This is a genomic window from Streptomyces hokutonensis, assembly GCF_000376565.1.
Taxonomy (GTDB): Bacteria; Actinomycetota; Actinomycetes; order Streptomycetales; family Streptomycetaceae; genus Streptomyces; species Streptomyces hokutonensis.
In genome coordinates this window covers 173277-195397 of sequence record NZ_BARG01000044.1, presented here as the reverse complement: position 1 = coordinate 195397, position 22121 = coordinate 173277, and the positions used below count along the sequence as shown (strand labels likewise).

17 protein-coding genes are annotated in these 22121 nt (G+C 66.9%); 8 read left to right on the top strand and 9 right to left on the bottom strand.

Annotation, left to right across the window (positions count from 1 at the left end):
• The first annotated feature begins 270 nt into the window (after positions 1-270).
• A complete protein-coding gene (locus SSP08S_RS27155) occupies positions 271-1365 on the top strand; it encodes a DNA polymerase III subunit beta family protein (protein ID WP_019070791.1) in 1095 nt (364 codons plus the stop codon).
• A 341-nt stretch (positions 1366-1706) separates the two neighbouring features.
• On the opposite strand, the gene SSP08S_RS27145 is transcribed toward SSP08S_RS27155, so the two are convergent.
• The 6 genes from SSP08S_RS27145 to SSP08S_RS27115 all read right to left on the bottom strand — a co-directional run bounded on the left by SSP08S_RS27145 (position 1707) and on the right by SSP08S_RS27115 (position 9914).
• Positions 1707-4025, bottom strand: a complete 2319-nt coding sequence (locus SSP08S_RS27145) for a WD40 repeat domain-containing protein (protein ID WP_019070790.1) — start codon at positions 4023-4025, stop codon at positions 1707-1709.
• Complete coding sequence (locus SSP08S_RS61165) at positions 4018-6186, bottom strand: P-loop domain-containing protein (protein WP_158697219.1); 2169 nt, start codon at positions 6184-6186, stop codon at positions 4018-4020. Before SSP08S_RS61165 ends, SSP08S_RS27145 begins: the two co-directional genes overlap by 8 nt.
• A 4-nt stretch (positions 6187-6190) precedes the next feature.
• Positions 6191-6697, bottom strand: coding sequence for a hypothetical protein (locus tag SSP08S_RS56040; RefSeq protein ID WP_158697218.1), 507 nt, complete (start codon positions 6695-6697; stop codon positions 6191-6193).
• A 1009-nt stretch (positions 6698-7706) separates the two neighbouring features.
• Entirely contained in the window at positions 7707-8795 is a 1089-nt protein-coding gene (locus SSP08S_RS27125) for a tyrosine-type recombinase/integrase (protein ID WP_019070786.1), read from the bottom strand.
• 66 nt (positions 8796-8861) lie between these two features.
• On the bottom strand, positions 8862-9068 hold the full coding sequence (locus SSP08S_RS27120; RefSeq protein ID WP_019070785.1) for a helix-turn-helix domain-containing protein: 207 nt from the start codon (positions 9066-9068) through the stop codon (positions 8862-8864).
• A 228-nt stretch (positions 9069-9296) separates the two neighbouring features.
• On the bottom strand, positions 9297-9914 hold the full coding sequence (locus SSP08S_RS27115) for a tyrosine-type recombinase/integrase (protein ID WP_019070784.1): 618 nt from the start codon (positions 9912-9914) through the stop codon (positions 9297-9299).
• A gap of 1146 nt (positions 9915-11060) precedes the next feature.
• Between SSP08S_RS27115 and cutA the strand changes: the two genes are divergently transcribed.
• On the top strand, positions 11061-11384 hold the full coding sequence (gene cutA, locus SSP08S_RS27110) for a divalent-cation tolerance protein CutA (RefSeq protein ID WP_019070783.1): 324 nt from the start codon (positions 11061-11063) through the stop codon (positions 11382-11384).
• A gap of 69 nt (positions 11385-11453) precedes the next feature.
• Here cutA and SSP08S_RS27105 read toward each other — a convergent pair whose 3' ends face one another.
• The 3 genes from SSP08S_RS27105 to SSP08S_RS27095 all read right to left on the bottom strand — a co-directional run bounded on the left by SSP08S_RS27105 (position 11454) and on the right by SSP08S_RS27095 (position 14999).
• The gene (locus SSP08S_RS27105) at positions 11454-12695 is read right to left on the bottom strand and encodes a helix-turn-helix transcriptional regulator (protein WP_019070782.1); all 1242 of its coding nucleotides are present in this window, start codon (positions 12693-12695) and stop codon (positions 11454-11456) included.
• Positions 12696-13052: 357 nt separating this feature from the next.
• Positions 13053-13538 (bottom strand): TrmO family methyltransferase domain-containing protein, encoded by a 486-nt coding sequence (locus SSP08S_RS27100; protein ID WP_019070781.1) that lies wholly within the window; start codon positions 13536-13538, stop codon positions 13053-13055.
• Positions 13539-13613: 75 nt separating this feature from the next.
• Positions 13614-14999: an NsdA family TPR-like regulatory protein gene (locus SSP08S_RS27095; protein WP_026178856.1), complete on the bottom strand. Its 1386-nt coding sequence runs from the start codon at positions 14997-14999 to the stop codon at positions 13614-13616.
• A gap of 276 nt (positions 15000-15275) precedes the next feature.
• Here SSP08S_RS27095 and SSP08S_RS56035 point away from each other — a divergent pair, with 276 nt between their 5' ends.
• The 6 genes from SSP08S_RS56035 (at position 15276) to SSP08S_RS27065 (ending at position 22086) form a co-directional block, all read left to right on the top strand.
• Positions 15276-15764, top strand: coding sequence for an ATP-binding protein (locus SSP08S_RS56035; protein ID WP_019070779.1), 489 nt, complete (start codon positions 15276-15278; stop codon positions 15762-15764).
• Positions 15765-15802: 38 nt separating this feature from the next.
• Entirely contained in the window at positions 15803-16522 is a 720-nt protein-coding gene (locus tag SSP08S_RS27085; protein WP_019070778.1) for an HAD family hydrolase, read from the top strand.
• Positions 16523-16614: 92 nt separating this feature from the next.
• Positions 16615-18360, top strand: a complete 1746-nt coding sequence (locus SSP08S_RS27080) for a hypothetical protein (protein WP_158697217.1) — start codon at positions 16615-16617, stop codon at positions 18358-18360.
• A complete protein-coding gene (locus SSP08S_RS27075) occupies positions 18357-19313 on the top strand; it encodes a thymidylate synthase (protein WP_019070776.1) in 957 nt (318 codons plus the stop codon). Before SSP08S_RS27080 ends, SSP08S_RS27075 begins: the two co-directional genes overlap by 4 nt.
• Before the next feature lie 8 nt (positions 19314-19321).
• Positions 19322-21040 (top strand): carbamoyltransferase family protein, encoded by a 1719-nt coding sequence (locus tag SSP08S_RS27070; protein ID WP_019070775.1) that lies wholly within the window; start codon positions 19322-19324, stop codon positions 21038-21040.
• Positions 21037-22086: a glycosyltransferase family protein gene (locus SSP08S_RS27065; protein WP_019070774.1), complete on the top strand. Its 1050-nt coding sequence runs from the start codon at positions 21037-21039 to the stop codon at positions 22084-22086. Before SSP08S_RS27070 ends, SSP08S_RS27065 begins: the two co-directional genes overlap by 4 nt.
• Positions 22087-22121: the final 35 nt, after the last annotated feature.

Here is a 22121-nt window from a genome sequence, read left to right as displayed (position 1 = left end):
GCCGTGGCTGACGTTCGTCAGATGGCTGGGGTGGCGACGTAGAGGCCGCTGGCGCAGCTCCCTGATGGCCACGGACCGGGAGAACCGCGTCCCCATGGCCGTTGATATCTGAGGCGCACTGCTGTCGGCCTGCCCGCGTTTCGGCACGGGTCGTTCTTCCTCCTCGACCTCCATCGGCCGGTCTCGCCTCTGTACCCGGATGCTGTTCATATTCGAGTCGGCTGGCCGGCGGTTGACCCTCGACTTGGTGGAGGGCTCAGAGTTCCGGGTGTGGAGAGCGAGATGCGCAGTATTGGTGAGATGGCTCGGGACAGTGGACTGAGCGTGAGCGCCCTGCGGTTCTACGACGGTGCCGGCGTGCTGGTCCCGGCCTGGGTGGATCCGGTGAGCGGCTACCGCTGGTACCGCCCCGAGCAGCTTGAAGAGGCCCGGTTGCTGGCCCGGCTGCGCCGGGCCGGTATGGCATTGGCGGACATTCGGCTGGTGCTGGCCGGCTGGTCCAGTGAGAACACCGACCTGGTGCGGAAGCTGCTTCAAGCGCACCTGTGTCGTCTTGAACTGGGGCTGTCCGATGCCCGCATCGAGTTCTCCACGGTCCGAGCGCTACTCGAACGCAGGGAGAATCCCATGGCTTTGCTCCGCACCGCCACCGTCCGGTTGGCTGTCTCCGCGCCTGAGTTGGCCGCGGCGTTGGACGCGGTCCGCTTCGCCGCCAGTACCGACCCGGAGCTGCCGATGCTCGGCGGTGTCCTGTTCGACATCGAGGGGGAGACGCTCCATGTCGTGGCCACCGACCGGTACCGGATGGCAGTCGCACAAGCCGGTACCACCGGGCATGGCGGGCCCCGTGTGCAGGTCATCGTGCCATCCCCACTCGCCGACGCGATGCGAGCGCTGCTGAGTGACGACGCATCCGTCCAGCTCACTGTGGACGGTGACCGCGTGGCCCTGGAGGCAGGGGACCGTCAGGCCGCTGGGCAGCGTCTCCATCACGACTTTCCTGATTACCGTCGCCTCGTCCGCCTGCCGGCAGGGCACCGTGCCCTCGTCGATGTCCCGGCTTTCCGGGCGGCGGTGGAAACCGGCTCCGTCCGCGTCAGCGAGGTGCGCGAGCAGGACAGCGCGTCCTGTGACCTCAGCGTGCTCAAGGTGACGGGCGACGGCACGGTCTGCGTCTGTGAAGACGGTGACGACAGCCAGGGCAACATCGCCGTCAATCGCGAGTTCCTGCTGCATGCCCTCGCCGCCGGAGCCCGGGACCAACTGATTCTGGAGTTCGGCGCCCCTACGGCGCCCCTGGCGATCCGCCGGACCGACGGCGAGGGCACCTTTTCGATGCTGATGCCTGTCCGCCTGGAAAATTAACCGGTCTGCTTCGGAAGTCCTTCGAGGTCCTTCGAGGTCCTTCGAGGGTTGACTCCGGAGCCGGGTGCTGTGTGGCGTTGGTCAGACGCCCGGGGTGGCGAGGTAGAGGGCGAAGCCCCAGGTGGTAACGGAGCCGCCCTAGTGCAGGCGCATGAGCTTGATGCTTTCGCCAGCGGCCAGTTCGCCGTCCACGTAGGCGAACTGGCCGCAGTGGCGGACGTGCACGGCGGCCAGCTGGGGCCAAGCCGTGCGGGCTCGCGCGGTCAGTTTCTGGGCGCAGGAAAAATCCTCCGCCGCCCCGGCACCATGATCAACCCCCGAAGGACTTCCGGAGCAGACCACTAAGTTGACGGTGGGGCCTCCAAACCGGCGGCTGACCGTGAATCGCTGGACTCCAGGTCCGCCGATTTGAGCACGGCGACCTCCCATCCGAACCCAGCTACGAGGCGGCCGTCGGCAGTGGCGGTCAGCGCATTAACCCTGTCCGGCAGAGCGATCCGTGCCAGCAGGCGACCGGAGGCAAGGTGCCAGACAGCGAGCGCGGCGTCGTCACCGCCGGCTATGGCTACGGTCTGTCCGTCGAGCGCTGTCACAGTCACACACTTCACCCCCTCGTGCAGACCTCTGAGTCGACGCACCACCTCGCCGGTATAAAGGTTCCAGATGCTGACCTGTCCGTCGTCGGCTCCTGCAACCGCATGCAGTTGCCCCTCGATGTCCGTAAGGCCGACGGCGGTGACCATGTTCATGTCGTCCCGCAGCGCGCGTCCGAGCTGGACCCCTTGCTCGACATCCCACAGCAACAGGGACCCATCGTTGCTACCGCTCAGCGCAAGGGCCTGCTGTCCGTCGACCGAGACTGCGAGCGAGGTCACCCAGTCACCGTGTCCGGACAGGACGTGCCTGACAGTCTGGTGTTCTACGTCCCAGACCCGGACGTAAGTGTCGTCCCCTCCACTGATCAGCTGGCGTCCGCTGAGGCTGTCGACTGCTGCCAGCGCGCTGACTGGGCCGTCGTGGCCGTCCAGGGTGCCCAGGGTCCGGCCGGAGTCGATGTTCACCAGCCTGATGACTTCGTCTGTCCCAGCCACTGCGACCACACCGGTGGCTACCGTGGTCAGTGCGTCCATCTCCCCCTCGCCGGTACTGGTCGATACGGTGTGGGTCGGCCGCAGAACCGCGCGGGGCGTGCCAGCGTCAAGGTTCCATATCCGGATGGAACCGTCGGCGCCTGTGCTCGCGACAACGGGTTCACCGTCGCACACGGCGATTGTGACCGCTCTGACGTCCTGGGTGTGGTTACGTTCCTGGTCTGCTGCGGAGCCTGCGGTGAGGTCCCACAGGCGGGCCGTGTTGTCGGCGGATCCGGAGACTGCGACGGGCCGGCCGTCAAGCATTCCTGTGGCGACGGTCGTCACGGGCATGGTGTGGCCGGCCAGGACCGAGCTACGGCCCTCGGCGAGATCCCAGACGCGCATCGAGGAATCGTGGGACGCGCTGAGAATGTGAAGTCGGCCCTCCACCATGGTGACGTCAATGCCATTGACGAGTCCTTGCCCCTCCAGGGTGTGCAGGAGTTCTCCACCAGAGCCGTCCCACACCCGGATTCTTGCGTCGGTGGCGCCCGTCACCACCAGGTCGCCTTCGCCAGTACTCGCCACGGCTGTTGCGGTGACCCAGTCCTCGTGTTCGAGTCGCAGCAGTTGGTGGCCGGATTCCAGGTCCCAGACTGCGGCGGTGTTGTCCCTGCTGGCAGTAGCCGCAACGGGACGGCCTGCCATGCGGCCACATGCCACGGATGTGATGCCCCGCTGATGGCCCTCCAGCGGATGCGGGTCCCGTCCGTCAGCGAGGTCCCAGACCAGTAGTGTTCCGTTGTCGTCTCCGCTGACGAGCAGGGGACGATCGCTTGGGAGCACGCTCAGCGCGGTGACTGCTGCCGTATGCGCGTCGAGTTCCCTGACGTGCTGGCTTGTCACGAGATCCCACAGTCGGATCGTGTGGTCGTCCGAGCCTGAAGCGGCATACGTTCTGCCCGCGAGGCACGCTGTAGCGACGGCTCGTACGGTGTCGCGGTGGCCCTCCATCGGCAGGCCGATGTGTTGAGCGCTTCGAGCGTCCCAGAGGGTGAGCACGTTGCCTGTCGCTGCCAGGATGACGAGGCGTCCGCCAAGGTCGGCAAGTGCGACGGCGTTGCACCAGCCGGGTAGCGGGATCTTGGCGAGCAGGGCGGGTGTTGCCTGCGCATCGGTTGTCCAGTGCGGGGTCCAGGGCTGACGCACCGCGTCGCTCCGCTGCACGAGGTCACCCGCGAGGGCTTCGGCTCGGTGGCGTAAGGCGTCGATGCTGAGGAGTTGGCGCCGCTGGTTCACGTCTGTGGTCGGATGGACGCCGACGGAACTACGGTAGACCGCGGCGGCCAGTCGCGCGGCCGGTACACCGGCCCGGGCCAGCTCCGGCAGCAGGGTCTCGGGGTCGGCGTGGACCAGAAACTCGGGGTCAGTCAGCAGGTCGTCGACACGGCCCGCATCGACCGCGTGGGAGATGGCATGCCGTAGTGCGTATGCCTCAGCCAGGTCCCAGCGCGGTGCTGCACCGGGAGTAGGCCGTAAGGCGTCGAGTATCCCGGCCAGCACAGCCTGCTCGAACCAGTCAGTCATCGGCGCTCCTTCCCGGTTCCTGAGCGTGAGCCCGCAGGTAATCGGCGAGTCCTTGGTGGAAGAGCCGGTAGTGCGTTCGGGAATCCGGTCCGGGCGAGCGACGCAGATAGAACCGCATCGTGTCGAGAATCTCCTCGACACGCCAGGGCTCGGGTGGCACCGGCACGGGGCCGAGAGTGTCGGGTCGTCCGGGCCACTGGGTGAGGATGCTGGCGGCGATCTGACCGACCAGCCGTGCTGGTGTTCCGGTGTCCTTGGCAGCAGCCACGGCGGCGAGCACAGGCCGAAGCCACGTATCTGAGGGCAGTTGGGCGAGGTGCATTTCCAGCACCGCGCCCAAGGAAGTCGGGACTTCGGCGACCATGCCGTCAGGATCGTCGAGGAGATGCGGTGATGCCGTGGTGACATACGCCATGTACAGCGCGGCCACCAGGAACGGGCCGGCCTCGTCTCGTCTGACCCGTTCCACCACCGCGTCGGCCACCGCCCGTGCCAACTCCGGGCTTGGGCGGGTCGGCCGGGCCTCCTGCAAGAGCTTGCCGACATACTCGGCCACGTCCGCTCGGAGTTCGCTCTCCGGCACAGCGTCCAGGTCCAGCACCCCGTCGTGTCGGCGTGCCGTCTCGAAGAGTGGTTCGAAGTCCTCAAGCGGGCGGGTGCCGACAATAAGTCGGCACACCTTTGCCGTGCTCGTCTCGCCCGCTGTCGCGTCGGCCTTGGTTGCGGAGGCCGTGAGCTGGCCGAGGGGCAGGAGGAGGAAGGTCAACAGCTCGGGTGGGTGGGCGGCCTCGTCGAGTGCGTCGACGATGACGATGGCGGGTTCTTGCGCCGTGAATCTGTCCCGGATGGCCTCCAGGACTCCCTCCACGCTGGCGGATCCGGTACGTGACGTGAGTCCCAGCTGCTTGTGGATCGACTGAACGACTTGGGCGACTGACTGGCCTCGTGCGTGCACGGCTGCAAAACGATCACCGCATGACGCGGGAGTGTCAAGGGTGTCGTCGAGTGCGACCGGCCGGATCCTTGTCCGGATCTCCGGGTGAAGCAGGCACACCATCACCCCGAGCAAGGTGGACTTTCCGGCGCCGGGGCTACCGATGACCATGCGCAGTCCATCGGTGCGGGGACCTTGACCGCACAGCCAGTCCGCCAGGTCCTGCAACTGTTGTCGGCGGCCGGAGAAGAGAGACGGGGCTGATGTGAGCGGTGCCCCGGGGTGGGCCAGCGCACGCCCGATGTAGTGGCCCGGATCGAGGACACTGTCGAAGCTTGCTACGAAATCCCGCACGCCGATGTCCAATAGGGCAGCGCGACGGCGCGCCTCATCTTCTTCGTAGCGCGGATTTCGGAAAAACTCCGTCTGTGGTGACCCAGTGATGTGACTCAACGTTGCCGAAACCTGCTGGGCAGGCTGCGGTGGCCCAGGCATCGTCTCCGGGTCCAGCGCGGCCAGTTCCCGCTCGATCTCCTGAACCAACACGGGGAGGGGAACAAACTCGTCCGACGGATGGACCGGTAGGCGTTCTTGGTGGAGCCGACGTAGCACTTTCGCCGTTGCGGTGCTGAAACGCCCGTAGTAGGCCCATTCGTTAATTGCTGCACCACCGATGACCCAGGCGCGGCGCTCGCTGCTGTTCACCTCGTCGGCCCATGCGACCCAGTGCCGGGTCGCCGCTCCGGCGTGACAGACGTCCAGCAATATCAGGACGTGTGGTCCCGTCTCACTGTCCTCTATCAGGCGAAGTACGTGCTCGATGTCCAGAGCGGTCGTGGGTCTGGTGGGATCAGTGTCCGCTGCCGCCACATACAGCGAGCGGCTCGTTCTCCCGAGGATTCCGTGGCTGATGATGTGGATGACCACGGTTCCTGCATGTGCGTCGGCAAGCTCGTACAGGGACCGTTGCATGTCTGCGACGCGGATGTCGAGTTGCAGCCCGTCTCCCCTGAGGCGGTGGCCGAGTGCGCGCAGCACGTCAGCGATCTCCTGACCTTGGGGGCGTGCGAAGGGCAGAGCTGGCAGAACTCCATCGGAAGCCTCCTCGTCGGCGGCTTCGTCCCCGCGTGAACGTTTGGTGCGAAAATCGCCCACCGCGATGACCAGCGCATGCGGTCCGCCCAGCGCGTCGTCAGGGTCGACCTCCGTTGAAGGATCGCTCGGCACTTCGTCAGTTCCTCCCGGGCCCCAGATCGGACAACGCCCGCGCCGTCGCAGCGCAAGCCAGGTAATTTGCCGCCTTGTGAAAGTCGAACGCGTGGATGGCTTTCTCCGCGTCCTCTGGTTCGACCTGCGCGAAGTGGCGCGGGATGGCGCCACGGGGAATGGCCACGAGATCCCCGGGATCGGCGATGTTCACCCACTTGCGTACTCCTGGCGGGCGCGCGCCCCGGCCCGCACCGATTGCCGCCGGTTCCAGACGGTGCAGAACCGCATGTGGCAAAGCCAATGGCGATCCAACCGTCAGGAAGAGGTCGACATGAATGTCCGGATGTGCCCATAGCGCCTCGTAGGCGACAACCGAGCCGAGAGAGTGTGCGATCACCACCTGGGGCACCTTCCGGCGTATCTCGTCGGCCACTTCCTCTTGGGCTGCACGACGCGCAGGATGCACAGATCCGTCCGCTGCGAGGTAGGTCGCGACCTCGCGGAAGAAGGTGCAGACGAACTTCTCCACCGCGGGCTTCCCCAGGCGCCGGGACTGCGCCAGCCAACCCAACGTTTGTCGCAGTGGCCGCGTAGCCCACCCCTGCGACCCGTTCGCCTCCCCGACCAAGGTTTCCAACCACACTTCGACGAGCTCCCTCACCTCGGCAGGAAGACGGTCAACGGAGTCGTCAACTCCCTGGATACCGCGGGGCGCCAGGTGGTGCGCGTAATACGTGACCGAGACCTCACTCTGTCTGACGAGATCGGCCGCCGCTCCGCGCAGCAAGTGGCGATGCCACACGCTGCCTAAATCCCGTCGTACCTCTTCGGGTGTCTGGTTCGGTCTATAGTTGCCAACTCCATGCACCCCGACGATTCGCATGTCGGTCCCCCGGAAGTAGATGTCGTCGGCCCACAGGCTCCACCACGCAGCTTAGAGTCGTATGGTTCCGCCGTACTGAGTCTGCGTGTTTCCGTGCGCCCAGATCGATACAGTGGCGTCAAATGGCGTCGCGTATGTTCAATTTCTACGTCGCCAAGGGCCGTTGACAGCTGATGGATGGGTCAGCTGCCCGGCCTCGGCGGCGAGGTCGCCGTACTGGGCAATGTAGTCGGCCATATAGGCACGGTTGACCGCCCTGGCCCGTCCAGCAGCGCGGCGTCCACCTGCCCGTCCAGGGTGCGGCCCAGCGCAATACTGAGAGCCCGAGCGGGCGCCAGAGCCGGCCGACGCCCTGCGACGCAGTCGAACCGTCGCACCGGTCGCGGCGGACGAGGCGAACTGTCTGGAGTGGGCCGAGGCGTATACGGAACAACTCGACCCGCTCCTAGGCCCCTTGTGCACTCTGCCGGGCCCGCCGGCCGGGCGGGAAGTATGGCGTGAGCTGGCGAAGATCGATGCCTACGCCTACCAGTGTCCCGACACCAACGGCCGCTGGACTCGTCCCGACGACGACCCGAACGCCGCTCGTGGGTGATCCTTCCCGGACCAGCGCGGAGACGACTTCGCCCTGCCCGGGAAGGACAGGGCGAAGGTTTTATGCGGCGATGGTGAGCGGGGTTTCCATACGCTCCCAGGCTCCGAGGACGGCCTTGTGGGCGTCCGGCTGGAGGTGGGCGTAGCGCTGGGTGGTCTGAAAGCTCTCGTGGCCGAGGAGGTGCTGGACCTCGTAGAGCGAGACTCCCTTCTGGACCAGCCACGAGGCGCAGGTGTGGCGCATGGAGTGCGGCGGATAGTGCGGGACGAGCTGCAACTCACCGTCGTCGCCGAAGTGGTAGGCGGCCTCGACGACAGGCCACCACGTCTGCCGGCGCCAGTTACTGTCGGCGAGCAGGCGCCCGGTGCGGCCCTTGGTGATGGTGGTGAACACCACCGCGTCGCGGTCGAGCCGGTGGATGTGGCGTTCGAGGGCCTCCAGGACGTGGGGCGGGAGAGGGACTTCCCGACGGCTCTTGGAGCTCTTGGGATACTCCTTGATGCCGCTCTTGGTGTTGACCTCGACCACGAACAGTCGCGAGCGCCGCGTGTCGATGCGGTGGCGGTGCAGGCCGGAGAGTTCACCCCAACGCAGTCCGGTGTAGAAGCCGAGCAAGCACATCGTCCGCCAGGCGGGGGCGAGTCCGTCGAGGATGCTCTGCGCCTGGTCTGGCGTGAACCACTGCGGCGGTTTGACCGCGATGGCTGGCAGGTCGATGCTGCGGCACGGGCTCACCGCGATCACGTCGTCGTCCACTGCCGCGCGCATGATGGACGACGTCAGGTTGTATGCCCGCTTGATCGCGGAGGCCCCCGCCCCCTTCTCGACCAGGGAGCGGATCCAGCTCTGGACATCCATACGGGTGATGGCCCGCATCTCCCAGTCCGCCCAGTAGGGCATGACGTGGTTCTTGATGCTGGACGCGTCACCCCTCAGGGTATGAGGCTCGACGATGCGTGCGTTCCACCATCGATCGTGCCACTCCTGGAATGTGATTTCGCCGGCGCGCGGGTCGCGCATGCCTCCGCGGGCGAACTGGGTCTCCAGCTCGATGCCCCAAGCCCGCGCCTGGGTCTTGAGGGGGAAGGACTCGCTGAACCGGTCTCCTGACCGGTTGCGTACGGTCGCCTGCCACTTGCCGGACTGCAATTTGCGCAGGTACGCGGTACTACTCCTTCGTTCGGAATGGGTGAGGGCCGGACTGGTGGAGAGAAATCACCGGCGAGTGCGCGGGGAAGCAACCAGCCTTTTGGCGATGAACTCCTCAAGCCCAGTAGCGGGGACACGGACGCGGGAGCGTTCCGTCCCGGTACGCAGATCGACGACGGGGAGGTCTCCGGCGGCGATGAAGCGGTAGACGGTGCGGCGGTCGACGTCCAGGGCGGCGGCGACAGCGGGGATGGACAGCAAACGGGCAGGCATGCGCGAGTCCTCGGGAACAGAGTGGGATAGGCCAGGCCGACGCATCGATTCAGCCGGCTGTCGGGTGGTCCGGGACGAAGGTCAACCAGCCCCGTCGGGACAGTGAGACCTCATCGCCGAAGGACATCGTCATGTGATGGCGGCAGCGAGGCGTGGACCGCCGAAGTTCGGGATGCGCACGGCGGGTGGCCCCGCGCTCGGCGCGTCGGCCGGAGCGCGGGACGGGAATTACCGTTCGGAGGTGTCCCGAAGGCCCATGATCTCTTCCAGATGGTCCCAGTCGATCTCGACGTCTTCCAGTCTGAAGCGATGCGGGTAACGCAGCGCAACCCAACTCGCGCTCACACCAGCCCACTCAGCGACGCCCCACGCCGGAACGCCCGCCTTGAGCCAGCGGTCCAGACAGGAATCACGCAGACAGGAGACCTGCTCCCCCAAGCCCGCTTGCACCTCGTCCGGACTCAACACCGCCTGACGAGCCTGCCTCCACACCCTCCGGTACTCGGAGGACGACAACGGCCCACCCCGCTCACCGGGGAACAACAGATCGCCAGTCTTCAAGTCCGCCCTGTCGATCCACCGCCTCAGCACGCCCACGAGGTCCGGGGAGACAGGAACCTTCCGGCCCTCGCCGGCGCGGACCAGCACCTCCCCGAACTCCCCGTCCGGAAGCGTCACATCATGCACCCGAACCGAGGCCGCCTCGCCCGGCGACAGCGCGGTGCCCGCCATGGAGGCGAGGAAGGAGAAGACCGCTCCCGGAGATTCCTCCTGGATCCATTCCAGAAGGGAGCGGACGTGGTCCGCAGAGAGCAAGGACGATTCGTCTATTGCGAGCTGCGACAAGCCACTTGACTCCTCACGCGAGACATCGGGACGCCTCGGCGTCCCCTGGTCATTCAATGGTCCGAAGAAGCGCCGGTTTGGCCAACCGGCGATCGTCGGCTATGTTGCGCGCCGCGTCACGTACCCGACGTCTGCTTGGGCTCGCCATCGGCGGGAGGGGGAAGAAGGTACGAGCGCAAGGCCCCGGGCTCGTTGTCCGCGGCGACCACTAGAAGGCCGTCGCCCGCAAGCCGGTCGAGATTCACCGTGACGCGGCGCTCGGCAACACCGAGGGCCTGTGCCACTTGCCGAGTTGTGGCGCCTGGGTGGATGGCGTCCCGCCGGGTGGTGTAGCCGAATCAAGGCGTCGGAATCCACAGGTCGGGGACGGTGGATCGGCCAGACCAGGTACTCAACTCGCCTCAACAGGGCGCCTCGTGGACTGCCGCCCCTCCAAAGATCGTCAGGGACCTCGTACCGGAACGCGCAACGCTTGATCCCCTACACCACGACACGGGACACGACCCCTGGGTGCTGTGCCACGTACGCGAGGACGACACGATCGCCCCGGTACCCTCGTTGCAAGAGGTCTTCGCCGAAAAGGCCAGCCGCACAGACGCAGACACAGAGCCCGGTGGAGACCGCAAGGTAGTTACCTGCCGCCTGGCCGACCCAAGCGTTCAGTCCTCCGATGGCAAAGAGCACGGGTGAAGTGAAGCGGGCAGATCGGATAGCGGAATCAGACAGACAGACCTCCGAAGTAGCAGCCACGCCAGAGGACCGATCCACGCGACGCGTAATTCCGAGGTGTTTCGGAATCCTCATCGCACTCGAACGGCAGCACCGGTTGACCTGGTTTTTGCGGGACGTTGTACGTTGACATAGTCCTGACGCAACTATCCAGTTTTTCGGCGCGCTTTCTTGTCTGCCGTGGGCGAATCCCTAGCTCACGACGATGAGGTGTAGATAGTTACGGCCCTTTGGCCCGGGTATGCTGCCTCATCTCACATTCGACGTTGAAGCCGGGGCAACACGACACATCCTCGTCTCACCCGTGAGGCTCGATCAGGGCCGTACCCATTCTGATTGCGGCATAGCCTGGCACCTGCGTGCCCACGGGACGCCGCTGGATAGAGTCGGGTTACTCCCGGCTTGAGAGGCAGTGGCATGACCGACATCGTGATCGCGCAGACGACCAGCGACGACGAGGAGCTGGCGAAGGCGCTGGCCCGAGGTGCGGTTGAGAGCAAGTTGGCAGCCGGCGTTCACATCGATGCGCCGGTCGCCGCGTACTACTGGTGGGAGGGCAAGATCGCGGCAGCGCAGGAGTGGCGGATCTCGTACATGACCACGACAGACCGCCTCCCAGCACTGGAAGCCTGGCTACACGAGAACCACCCGTACGACGTTCCCCAGTGGATCACACTGCCCGTGACCGGGGGGTCGGAGGCGTACCTCTCCTGGGTTGCCGAGGAAACGAAATCGGTCTGAGAATTGCTGAGCCCGCCGTACGACGTCATTCGTTGCCCGCGATCGCCCGCGTCCTCCACGACGGGGCGCTCATGCTGCGAATTGCGCGAGGTGAAGGGCTAGTTCTTGCTCTCCTGCCGGAAGGGAAGCAGCGATGGCTGATGCGCGCTCCTTGCCCATCGTGTTGGGCTTAGCCTGAGCCGCCACGACGAACTGATGTGACACGTAGACGCCTTGGTCGACGTCGCCCCCGCGCAGGAGCGCCGAAGCAAGATCGCCGAGAACCACGACGCCCCCGTCCGAAAGTTCCCCTCCGAGGCGGTCGAGTGCGGTATCAGCTGTGGACGTGAGTTCGGGACGCCTCAGCTGGCCGTATACGGAGAGCGCCAACGAGTCCATGCGGTATGGGGTCACAAACCGAACCCATGCCTGCTCGCTGGTGTGATCCGCGAAGTCGTAGACGAACCGCGCTCGCTCCAACGCCCGGAGTGCACCCACCTCATCGTCGGCCGCCGCAGCTTCCTCGGCATGCCTGCCCAGGACCCAGGCGGCAGCCGTTGCGTTGCCATGGCCTCGTACGTCCCTGGCCGCTTGGGAGAGGAGTTCAGCCTTCGCCCTCGGCGTCGAGGTGCCGTAGCTGGCGTAGGTCAAGGCCAGAGCTCGGAGTGGAGGGTGCCCAGCGGTCGACGCACACTGCGACGTGACCTTGTAGTAGGCGTCGGCTTTGTCACACTCCCCCAGGTCCCAGGCCACCCATCCGGCCAGGGCGGCGGTCTCCCCGGCCGCGATGGTGAGCGCGCGTTCATGCTCGCCGGCATGAGGTAAGGCCGCGGTGATCGCGTCAAGATGCGACTCAACCGTGTTCTGTAGCCGCCGGGCGCTGAGGCTGAGTTCCTGAACGTGCAGATCAGCGGCCCGGTCGACGAGCGCGATGGCAGCGACCCTATCGATCTTGGCCCCCTTGCGGAGAGCGAATGCGAGGCGCCCCCAGGGCTCGGCAGCTGCGCTCACGCCGATCGCAGCGCCACCCAGCAAAGTGCGGCGCTTCACGACGTCCTGATCCTCCCCTGCATTGGCACGCCCCCTTCCCTTCCGAGCGCGGGCTTCCTTCGCCAACTGCTGTAGCTCCCCACAAGGGACACCACAGGCCACCGCAATATGGCCGATCGTGTGATTGGTGGGAATGGTCTCAAAGTTCTCATAACGACTGATCTCTCGGCGGGTCATGGTCTCCCGGCCGGAGACCACGTTAATCGCCTCTGCCTGCTCCTCCTGCGTTCTGCCCGCATCTTGCCGAAGTTGGAGGAGCAAGTCGGCGAACGGATCTGGCATGAGTCTGACCTCTGTTGGTGGGCGGAATCCAATCATGGCCTCAATTCCCCCTCCAGTTTCCCCCCTTGACAGATTTTTCCCCCTCCGAATTCCCCTGGTCCGAGGCCGGGGCACACGATGCGATGAGCCCATGACGATGTTCCGCAGGGTGGCACCGCTCCTGCTCGCGGGTAGGACCAACCTGGCGGGCAGAAGCTGGACCAGGAATAGGTATCCCTGCAACGCAGCCAAGCCGTCAGGCCGCGGCTGGCTCTTTGCGTACCGCCGGAGAGCAGGTCGCCGACGCTACCGAGCGTCGGAGCCGTTGATCGGCTCCACACTCTCCAAGGGGGCGCGGTGACGACCAATTCCGCCGTTTCAGCGTTCGGTGGCGTTTCGCCAGTAGTCCGTCAGCATCTCGCTCGGCCAAGAGGGCTGAGTAATGGGGCCGCGAGGAAGCATCTCCTCGAACACCGCCACCAGATCCACCACCTCCGTACCCTCATCTGCGTCGAGATCGGTCACGTGCAGATCGCGCCCGTCAACGCGGAGAAGTCGAGGAAACGAGGTCGCCAGCCGAGCTGGCCGCCGGTGGTTGTGGTGTACGAACGTGCCGGTCGCCGGCCACGCCGGATTGTCCCGTGGGCTACGGGCGTGCAGGGCTACGTCATCAGGGGACCCAAAGTTGAAGGACCAGGTGACCTGGAGGTGCGAGAACTCCTCGATGCCCTGCAGGGTCTCCACCGGGTAGTCCGGCCGCAATCGAATAATCGATTCCACGCCGCCCTTGAAGTCGTCGAGCCGCCCGGTATGGCCTCCAACCACTGTGGCGACGACAGGCACTTCAATGGACTGTGCGGACACGGCTTTCCCCTTCTCGGTTTAGAGCAGAGCGGGAGGCACGGCTGTACCGTGCTCGTCCTCGCCATCACGGCGCCGTCAGGCTACTCGTTCGAGTACGGCCTTGGCTCGCTCGTCGATCTCCGCTGCTGCGTGGATTCCGCGGTTCCGGAAAGGAGACAGCACTCGGCGCATGTTCACGACGGCTTCCCGTGCTCGTCCCGACTGGACGCCTTCCATGGCGTCCAGGGCTTGGGCCCACGTGTGGCAGGCTGCCTCGACGTTGCCCTGCTTGGCCTGGACGGTGCCCATGTAGCCCAGTGTCACAGCGTGGGTCCGGCTGAATGTGTCGGCCTTTCTTGTGAGCACGCTGTTGTTGAACTCGCGGAGCGCTCCTTCGAGGTCGCCGAGGGTCCACAGGGTGCGTGCCGTCTCATGAGCCAGCGACGCTTGTTGGAAGAACCACACCCGGTGGGGATCTTCGTCGCCGGGCTGTGCCGCAGCGAGGTCGTCCTCGGCCCGGAGAAGTGCCGCGATCGCCTCGCGCTTCTGTCCGTCCGTCGCGAGACTGCGTGCCTGCACGACGCCGAGCAGCGCGCGCTCTCGGGGCTTGGCCAGGGTGTACCGCTTTTGGTCCACAGAAGCCGCCGCGAGTCTCACTCCCGCCCTGGGATGGCCCAAGTCGGTTGCCTGATGGGCCATGGCGCGCAGAATGTGACCCGCCAGCGGGGCTTCGTCGGATTCGGCAGCGAGCTTCAGGGCAAGGGTGAAGTAGCGGCGCGCTGCCTCGTGTTGAGAGGCGTCGAAGCTCATCCAAGCGGCCACATACACGGCTTCAGAGGCGGCAGCGAGAAGGTCTCGGCGTGTCTCTTCGCTCGCGAAGACCCCACCCACGTACCCGGCGACGTCGTCGAGGATGTACTGCCGCAGAGCTGTGCGGCCGTCCATCCCGCCGTGCCGCTGGTCTCGCTTGGAGAAGAACTCGGTCATCTCGCGGACGGCGGTGACCTCGCTAGCGCCGATCCGACGGCTTGTTGCCGCTGGACGGGACCTGGCTCGCTGTGGGGCGTCGTCCCACCACTGCTGCCCGGGCAGCACCAGGCCGCCTACCGAGTAGGCGGCCCCAGCCAGCAGTTGGCGGCGTTCCAAGTCCACGTCGCTCCTCCCCAGATCCACCAGCGCTGTCAGCGTATCGACGCGCCATTCGGATGCCGGGGCGGCCTCGGGAGTCGATCCCGGGAGTCCAATCTCCGCCAGTGTGACCGGGCGTTGCAGCCGCCGGGACAACGTCTCACACAAGATACGGGGCGCCCTGCCAGTGGGGCGGGTTCCAGAGATCCACATCGCGATGTGCGAACGGCTCGTGCTGAACAGTTCGTCCGCGCCAACCTCCGCCGCAACCCTGACCACCGCTGCGGCCACCTTGGGCTGCGACCAGCCAGTCTCCGCGATCACAGCGGCCAGTTGTTCGTTCCTGGGTGCCATCCTGCGTCCCCGTTCACAAGAGAACAATCTTTGACGGGTTTGACGGCATCGAGGACTGGTCGGGGATACCAACCCGTCGTCATTCACGGTTCGCTCAAGGTCAACGAAACCACCATCTGCCTTTGCCCGGGAGGAAATCCGGTGAAGACCAGCCACACGTCTGGTGCCGACGCCAGAACCTATCCCGGGGCCTCGACAACCGCTACCGCGGTCTCAGGGGCGAAAGAGGGCTGGGAGCCACCGTTCCCCCCAGGGACGCGCCGTCAGGAGCCGGGCATGAATCAATCTCAGGCCAAAGACGGCTGGGTCGACATCCCCGAGCACCAGAAGAGTCTGACGCTGGCCGCAAACGACAGTGCCCCTCGGATGGCCCGTTCCTTCACCCGGGATGCCCTCAGTGCCTGGGGGCTGGCCGACCTCTTGGACGATGCCGTGCTCATCGTCAGTGAACTCACCACCAACGCCGAGCGCTATGGCCGGGCCTGCGAGGCTCCCGCGAGAGACCGGTCCACAGGACAGGGCGAGGGCCACGAGGAGATCACGCTGACGCTCGTGGTCCAGGCGGATGTGGTGACGATCGAGGTGCAGGACAACTCGCCTCACGCCCCGGTGGAGCACGCTGCCGATGAAGACTCGATCAGCGGGCGCGGCCTCCACCTCGTGTCGGCGACCGCCGACAGCTGGACCACGTGTCCCACCGAGGACGGGACCGGCAAGCGGGTGCTCGCCTTCATCAGGCGCCCCGAGCCGACTCCCGCCTCCTGAACCTCGTCATCCCCTCGTCCTCATTGGAGCCCTCCGTCATGCCCCCTCAGCTACCTCTCCCTACTCCGTCCACCGCGACGGAGAGCAAGTCCGACGCCGACTCCGAGGCACCGCGCAGCCTGCTCCTCGACTTGGACGGGGTCCTCGTCGACACACTTCCCGTGATGGAGAGCGCGTGGCACGCGGTGCAGGCGACCCATGGTCTCGACGTGCCATTCACGGCGTACCAGGAGCATCTCGGCCGCCCCTTCGACGTCATCATGGAACGTCTCGGCCTGGCCAACGCCGAGGCGATTCACCGGACATACACGGAAACGTCAACTGCCGTGGCCCACCTGGCCCGAGTGTTCGATGGCATCACGGACGTGCTGCTCGCCGTCGCTGCTGCCGGCTGGTCGCTCGGGGTCGTCACGTCCAAGCCGCTGCTCCGGGCAACGCCTCTTCTCTCGGAGCTGGGCTGCCCGTTCGCCGTGGTTCGCGGGCCCGACGGGCCGGGGCGCGGTAAGCCGGCGCCGGACCCGATCCTGCTCGCCTTGATCGAGCTCGGCACCGATCCGGCCAAGGCGACATACGTCGGCGACATGGCGGTCGACCAGGAGACCGCCCACCGAGCCGGCGTCCCCTATATCCATGCGGGTTGGGGGTACGGGGCTCCGATTGGTCCCTCCACCGTGGTCGCTGAATCTCCCAGGGAACTGTTACACCTGCTCGACGTCACCGCCTCTCCGGCCCCGTTTATCGAAGGGGGCCTGGTGTGAGGGCAGTTGGGCACAGCGCACTCGGCCTCGTGCAGACCGGTGCCACGGGCCAGTCGTTGTGGGCTTTGGTAGGAGAGGGCTCTCTCGCCCACATGCGGACGGAGCAGATCACCACTCGGGACCTGGAGGCTCTGCCACTGAATTCGGGCGAGGTGGACGAACACGTCGACCGGATCATGGGTGCCCTTGAGACGCACGGCGCGCACCTCGTGACGACACAGGGCGGTGCGGGTTGGCTCCATGTGCAGCATGTGCCGGCCCGGCGCCTGGTCGCGCAGCTGGTACGCAAGCTCTTAGCGCTCAGCGCCTGGGAACCGTTCGCGACGGCCCCGGGACCGATGGCACTCGCGCCGTACGAGGGGCTCGTCGGGGTGCGGTCGAGCAGTTCGCGAGAGTACCGGTCCTACACCGTCAGCTGGTCCGGTGTGGCCTTCGTGCTGGGCGCGGCAGCCCCGCACAACCCGCTGCGCTCCGCGCCATTGCGCACCCTTCCCGCTCCTCAGGTGGCTGCTGGTGCCTCGGCTGTCTTAGGGGACTTGAGCAGTGACGTGGTGGCGCTGTCATGGTCCTCTCGTCACGCGGCCACTCTGCTCCCCGTGCTCGACGTGCTCGCACGTGACGGGCGAAGGACCCTTCTGATCGACCTCGCCACCGATGCGGCGGAGCGGAGTCCGGCTCCAGATTCCGAGGACGTGGGGCTGTGCTCGCCGCCGGCTGGACTCTTCGGGCTGAGCAGTGCCGTGGAAGCGCTTCGGACGACGGACGGCGGCGGCGTGCGGGTGAAGGAGCACACGGTCCTGCTGGACCGGCTGCTCCAGCTCTTGTCGGTGCTGATGGAGACAAGCGGGGGTTGCACCCAGCCGTCGTGGCGCTCCGTCGTGGAAGCGGAAGCCTGGTTGGACGATGTCCTTGCCTCGGCCCGGCCGCACACTCTGCTGGTCAGCAACGACACCAGCCCGCTGGGAGCGCTCGCCGTGCACGCGGCTGAGCGCCACGGCATCAGCACGGTGCACGTTCAGCACGGTGCGTGGACGGCAGAGGCCGTTGCCTGGCCCGCGCTGCACAGCCGTCACATCGTCGTCATGGGAGAACGCGACGTCGCCCTCGCGAACGCCTGGGCGCGGCATCCCGACGCCGAGGTCCACGTCCTGGGCCAGCCTCGCTTCGACGGCCTGGCTCATCTCGACCCCGAGGCCCAACGGCGCTATCTGGCACGGCTGATGGCCTCCACCGCAGGGAGACAGCCCGAGCGGATCGCGGTCTGGGCCTGTCAGCCCTTCGGTCCTGACCGACTCCGCGCCCAGGCCAACGTGCTCATGGACGGACTCCGTAGAGCCGACGGCGACTGGGGACTCGTCATCGCCCCCCACCCCGCGCAGAGCGCCGACGCGTTCTCCGCCCTGACCCGGCAGAACGATGGACCGCTCGTGGCCGTGGCCGACCTGCAAGTCGGTGCACGGGGGTGCTTTGCCGGTGCCGATGCTCTGGCCAGCGCGTACTCGACCTGCGGTATCGAGGCGGCCCTCCTGAACGTGACGGTCCTCGAAATCGGCGCGGCCGGCGAGCGCACCCTCGGTCTGGCCGACCACGGCCTCGCCTCGCGCTGCACCAGTGCCGAGGAGGTCGCCGACGTTCTCTCCGCCCTGGCCCGGCCCGGCCAGTCCACCGACTTGACGGTGCCGGATGCGGTGTGCCGGTGGCGCGGCAACAGCGCTGCCGACATCGCACACCTCATCCTCGGCCGCGCCGACACCGTCGCGCGCCCTGCCCCCGTCCACCACGATGCCCCCGGCGCTGATCGCACGCAGGCGCAGGGAGAAGGAGTCCGTGCCCGATGACCCAGTTGACCGGCGACAGCGTCGCCGAACTCTTCGCCGGGGCCGTCGCCCTGGCGAAGAACGGTGTGAAGGTCGCACCGCGCGGCATGGCGACCCGCGAGGTCTTCGATGTCCACATGCTGCTGACCCAGCCCCGGGCCCGTCTGCTGTCTGCGCCGCCGTCGAGGATCCTCAATCCGGCGTTCGCGGTGGCCGAGACCGTCTGGCACCTCTCCGGCTCGGACGCCGACTGGATATTTAACTACAACGGCCGGTTAAGGAAGTACGCCGATGACGGTGTCCTGCGCGGTGCGTACGGGCCACGGATGCGGAACTGGGCAGGGAAGGTCGACCAGTTGCGCCGCGTCGTCGAAATCCTCACGGAGGATGCCGACTCGCGCCGGGCTCTGATCCAGCTGTACGACCCGGCTCTGGACGCGGCCGGGCACAAGGATGTGCCCTGCACGCTCGGTTTCGGCTTCCGCCTTCGCGCCGGCCACCTCCATATGACGACCTCCATGCGCGGCCAGGACGCGTGGGTCGGCATGCCGTACGACCTGTTCTTCTACACGGTCCTGCACGAGCTGGTCGCCGGGTGGCTGGGCGCCGAGCTCGGCAACTTCCACCACCACGTCGGGTCCCTGCACATCTACGAAGACCATCTCGACCAGGCCGAGCAGCTCACCTCGCTCACCGCGAGCGAGGTCATGCCCGACCTGCGCACGCCCTGGGAAGGCTTCGACGAACTGCTCCGGCACGTGCAGGCCCTGGACCTCACCGGGCATCCAGGTTGGGACGCCATGACCGCCACGATGCGCAGCTACCAGTTGTGGAAGATCAACCTGCGCGACACGGCGTGGCGCCAAGCGGAACAGGTCGACGGCCCTCTCGGCCCAGCGCTGACGTCCTGGTACCAGGAACTGAACCGCCGCGCCGCCTCCTCGTCCGCGCGCACCACAGCCGGGGCCAGGTGACAACCGCCATGGACCACACCCCTTCCGTCATCCTCGGTCTGTGCTCCTACACTCATGACTCGTCCGCCGCCCTGCTGGTCGAGGGGGAGCTGGTCGGATTCGTCGAGGAAGAGCGCCTGTCCGAGGACAAACACACCAAGGCGTTCCCGCAGCACGCGGTCGACTGGCTGCTGAAGGAAGCCGGACTCACCCCCGGCGATGTAGACGCCGTCGCCTACAACTTCCAGCCCGCTCACTACCTGGTGGAGTCCCCGGCCGCGCTGCGTCTGGCGCTGTCGGCGACGACCCGCGAGCGGGCGCTGCCCAGGGCCCACGGGTTCGCCAAGGTCGGGCTGCGTACCCAGCGGCGCGTCGGCGCCCTGGGTCGGTTGTTCCCCTCCGCCCGCGTGATGCCGGTCCTGCACCACCGGGCCCACCAGCTGGCGGCCTTCGCATGGTCGGGGTGGACGGAGTCCGCGGTGCTGGTCGTCGACAGCCTCGGCGAACGGCAGACCACCACCATCGCCCACGGCCACAACGCGCTGCGCCCGAGCAACCGCACCCTGGAATCCCTCAACGACCCGGCCTCGCTGGGCTACGTGTACGGCGCGGTCACCGAGCATCTGGGATGGCGCCGCGGTGATGAGGAAGGCACCGTGATGGCGCTCGCCGCCCTCGGCGACCCGAAACGGTTCCGGCATCTCTTCGCACGCGCCGTCCGCACCACACCGAGTGGCTTCTACGTCGACCCCTCCTATTTCCCCCCGCGCACGCTGTCCTCCGGCTACCCGCGCACCTCGCGTCGCTTCCTCGCCGAGACGTGTCCTGCGCGCCATGTGGCCGAGCCGGTCGCGTATGTACATCAGGACCTGGCGGCAGCCCTCCAGGAGCGCACCGAGCAGGTCATGCTGCACCTGGCCCGCCGAGCAAGGTTGCTCACCGGCTCGCGCCGGCTGTGCGCGGGTGGCGGGGTCGCCACGAACTGCGTGAGCATCGGCCGGATCATCGAGGCCGGCATCTTCGACGACGTCTTCGTGCCGCCTGCCCCCGGTGACGCCGGCACGGCGGTCGGTGCCGCGGTCGCCGTGCACATCGACAGCGGCAACCAGCGTCCGTTGTCGGGCATCGCGCGAAGCTGCTACCTCGGGCCGTCCTTTGAGGACCAGCCCCTCGACCTCACCGCGTGGCCCGGGCTGCAGCAGAAGATGCTGGGGATCGAGACGGCCGAGTTCCTCGCCGACCAGCTCGCCCACGGCATGATCGTCGGCTTGTTCCAGGGCCGGGTGGAAGCCGGCCCCCGTGCCCTGGGCAACCGCTCCATTCTCGCCTCGCCCCTTGAGCCGGGAGTGGTGGAGCGGCTGAACGCGACCGTGAAGTTCCGGGAGCCGTTTAGGCCCTTCGCCCCAATGGTCCTGGCCGCGCGCGCCGAGGAGTTTTTCACCCTCGGCCAGGAGGCGCCCTATATGTCGATGGCATCCGGCGTCACGGACACCGCGCGCGAGCGGGTGTCGGCCATCGTCCACGCCAACGGCACCTCCCGTCTGCAGACCGTGACCGCTGAACAGAATCCGTTCATGCATGCGGTGCTGACCGCCTTTGCCCGCCGAACCGGGGTCCCGGTGCTGATCAACACCTCGCTCAACGTCAAGGGAAAGCCGATCTGCGGGACACCGGCCATGGCCCTGGACTGCCTGACCGGCTCCGGCCTGGACGCTCTGCTGCTGGAAGGCCGGTGGATCACCAAATGAGGATCGGATACAGCTTCTGGGGGTTCCTCGGCAACGGGATCACTGACACGCCGGACGGGGGCCGCAGCCACCGCCGCCCCTTCATCGACGCCCTCCGCGACCGTGGGCACGAACTTGTCTTCCTCCAGGCCAACCGCGACCTGCTCGAAGCAGGAGACGACCTCGGCGGTGCCTACGTCTTCGACAACGGCCTTCCGGAGATCGATGTCCTGTTCCTGGAGTGGCGCTGGCTGATCAGCGGACGCAACACCAGCGCGTGCGGTACCGAGGGGCACACCTGCGACCTGCACCGCCAGGGCGAACTCCTCATGCACTACGCCGTACGGCGCGGCACGCCGACCGTGATCTGGGACAAGGACCGCACCCTGCGGATCGACAGCATATGGCGCCGCGCACCGCGGACCGCCGTGTGCGAAGCAGCCCTCGCCCTCTCGCCCGGCGCGCACCGCCTGCTCTTCCCGGTCAGCGACCGGCTCCTGGATCAGGCAGATCCGCTCGCGCTGGCCGCGACACCCCGCGATCTCGACCTCGGCTATGTGGGCAATCAGTACGACCGCGACCACCACTTCGACCGTTACTTCGCCCCGGCCGCCGCCCACGTCGCGCACCAGGTCGGCGGCAAGTGGACCCGGACCGAGCGCTGGCCGCAGGTCCGCTTCCTCGGCCGGATCCCCTTCCCTCAAGTCCACGAGCTGTACAGCAGGTCCCTGGCCACCGTCCTGATGCTGCCCGAGCGGTACACCGTCGTCGGGCAGATGACCCAGCGGATCTTCGAAGCGGTACTGGCCGGCTGCCTGCCGCTGGCGCCGGCCGACATCCTCCACGTCGAGCAGTTCGTGCCTGCCGAGCTGATCGTGTCCTCCGGTCGGGAGGCGATCGAGCGCCTCGCCTTCCTTAGGCAGATCGCCGGCGGCCAGCAGCACGAGGAGCTGATCGCGTCCTGTCTGGACCACCTGGATCTGTTCCGGCTGAGCAGGCAGGTCGACGCCCTGGAGAGCGTGCTGAACACACTCGTCGCCCCCTCGGCCGAGCGAGGAGCGGCATGATGCGACAGACCACCCGGGCCACCGTGCCCGGATCA

Bases quoted from the DNA above. Each gene is read 5' to 3' on its own strand.
- SSP08S_RS27065 (WP_019070774.1), top strand. From the start codon at position 21,037: ATGAGGATCGGATACAGCTTCTGGGGGTTCCTCGGCAACGGGATCACT.
- SSP08S_RS56035 (WP_019070779.1), top strand. From the start codon at position 15,276: ATGAATCAATCTCAGGCCAAAGACGGCTGGGTCGACATCCCCGAGCAC.
- SSP08S_RS27145 (WP_019070790.1), bottom strand. From the start codon at position 4,025: ATGACTGACTGGTTCGAGCAGGCTGTGCTGGCCGGGATACTCGACGCC.
- cutA (WP_019070783.1), top strand. From the start codon at position 11,061: ATGACCGACATCGTGATCGCGCAGACGACCAGCGACGACGAGGAGCTG.
- SSP08S_RS27095 (WP_026178856.1), bottom strand. From the start codon at position 14,999: ATGGCACCCAGGAACGAACAACTGGCCGCTGTGATCGCGGAGACTGGC.
- SSP08S_RS27070 (WP_019070775.1), top strand. From the start codon at position 19,322: ATGGACCACACCCCTTCCGTCATCCTCGGTCTGTGCTCCTACACTCAT.
- SSP08S_RS27105 (WP_019070782.1), bottom strand. From the start codon at position 12,695: ATGCCAGATCCGTTCGCCGACTTGCTCCTCCAACTTCGGCAAGATGCG.
- SSP08S_RS27120 (WP_019070785.1), bottom strand. From the start codon at position 9,068: ATGCCTGCCCGTTTGCTGTCCATCCCCGCTGTCGCCGCCGCCCTGGAC.
- SSP08S_RS27085 (WP_019070778.1), top strand. From the start codon at position 15,803: ATGCCCCCTCAGCTACCTCTCCCTACTCCGTCCACCGCGACGGAGAGC.
- SSP08S_RS27075 (WP_019070776.1), top strand. From the start codon at position 18,357: ATGACCCAGTTGACCGGCGACAGCGTCGCCGAACTCTTCGCCGGGGCC.
- SSP08S_RS27080 (WP_158697217.1), top strand. From the start codon at position 16,615: ATGCGGACGGAGCAGATCACCACTCGGGACCTGGAGGCTCTGCCACTG.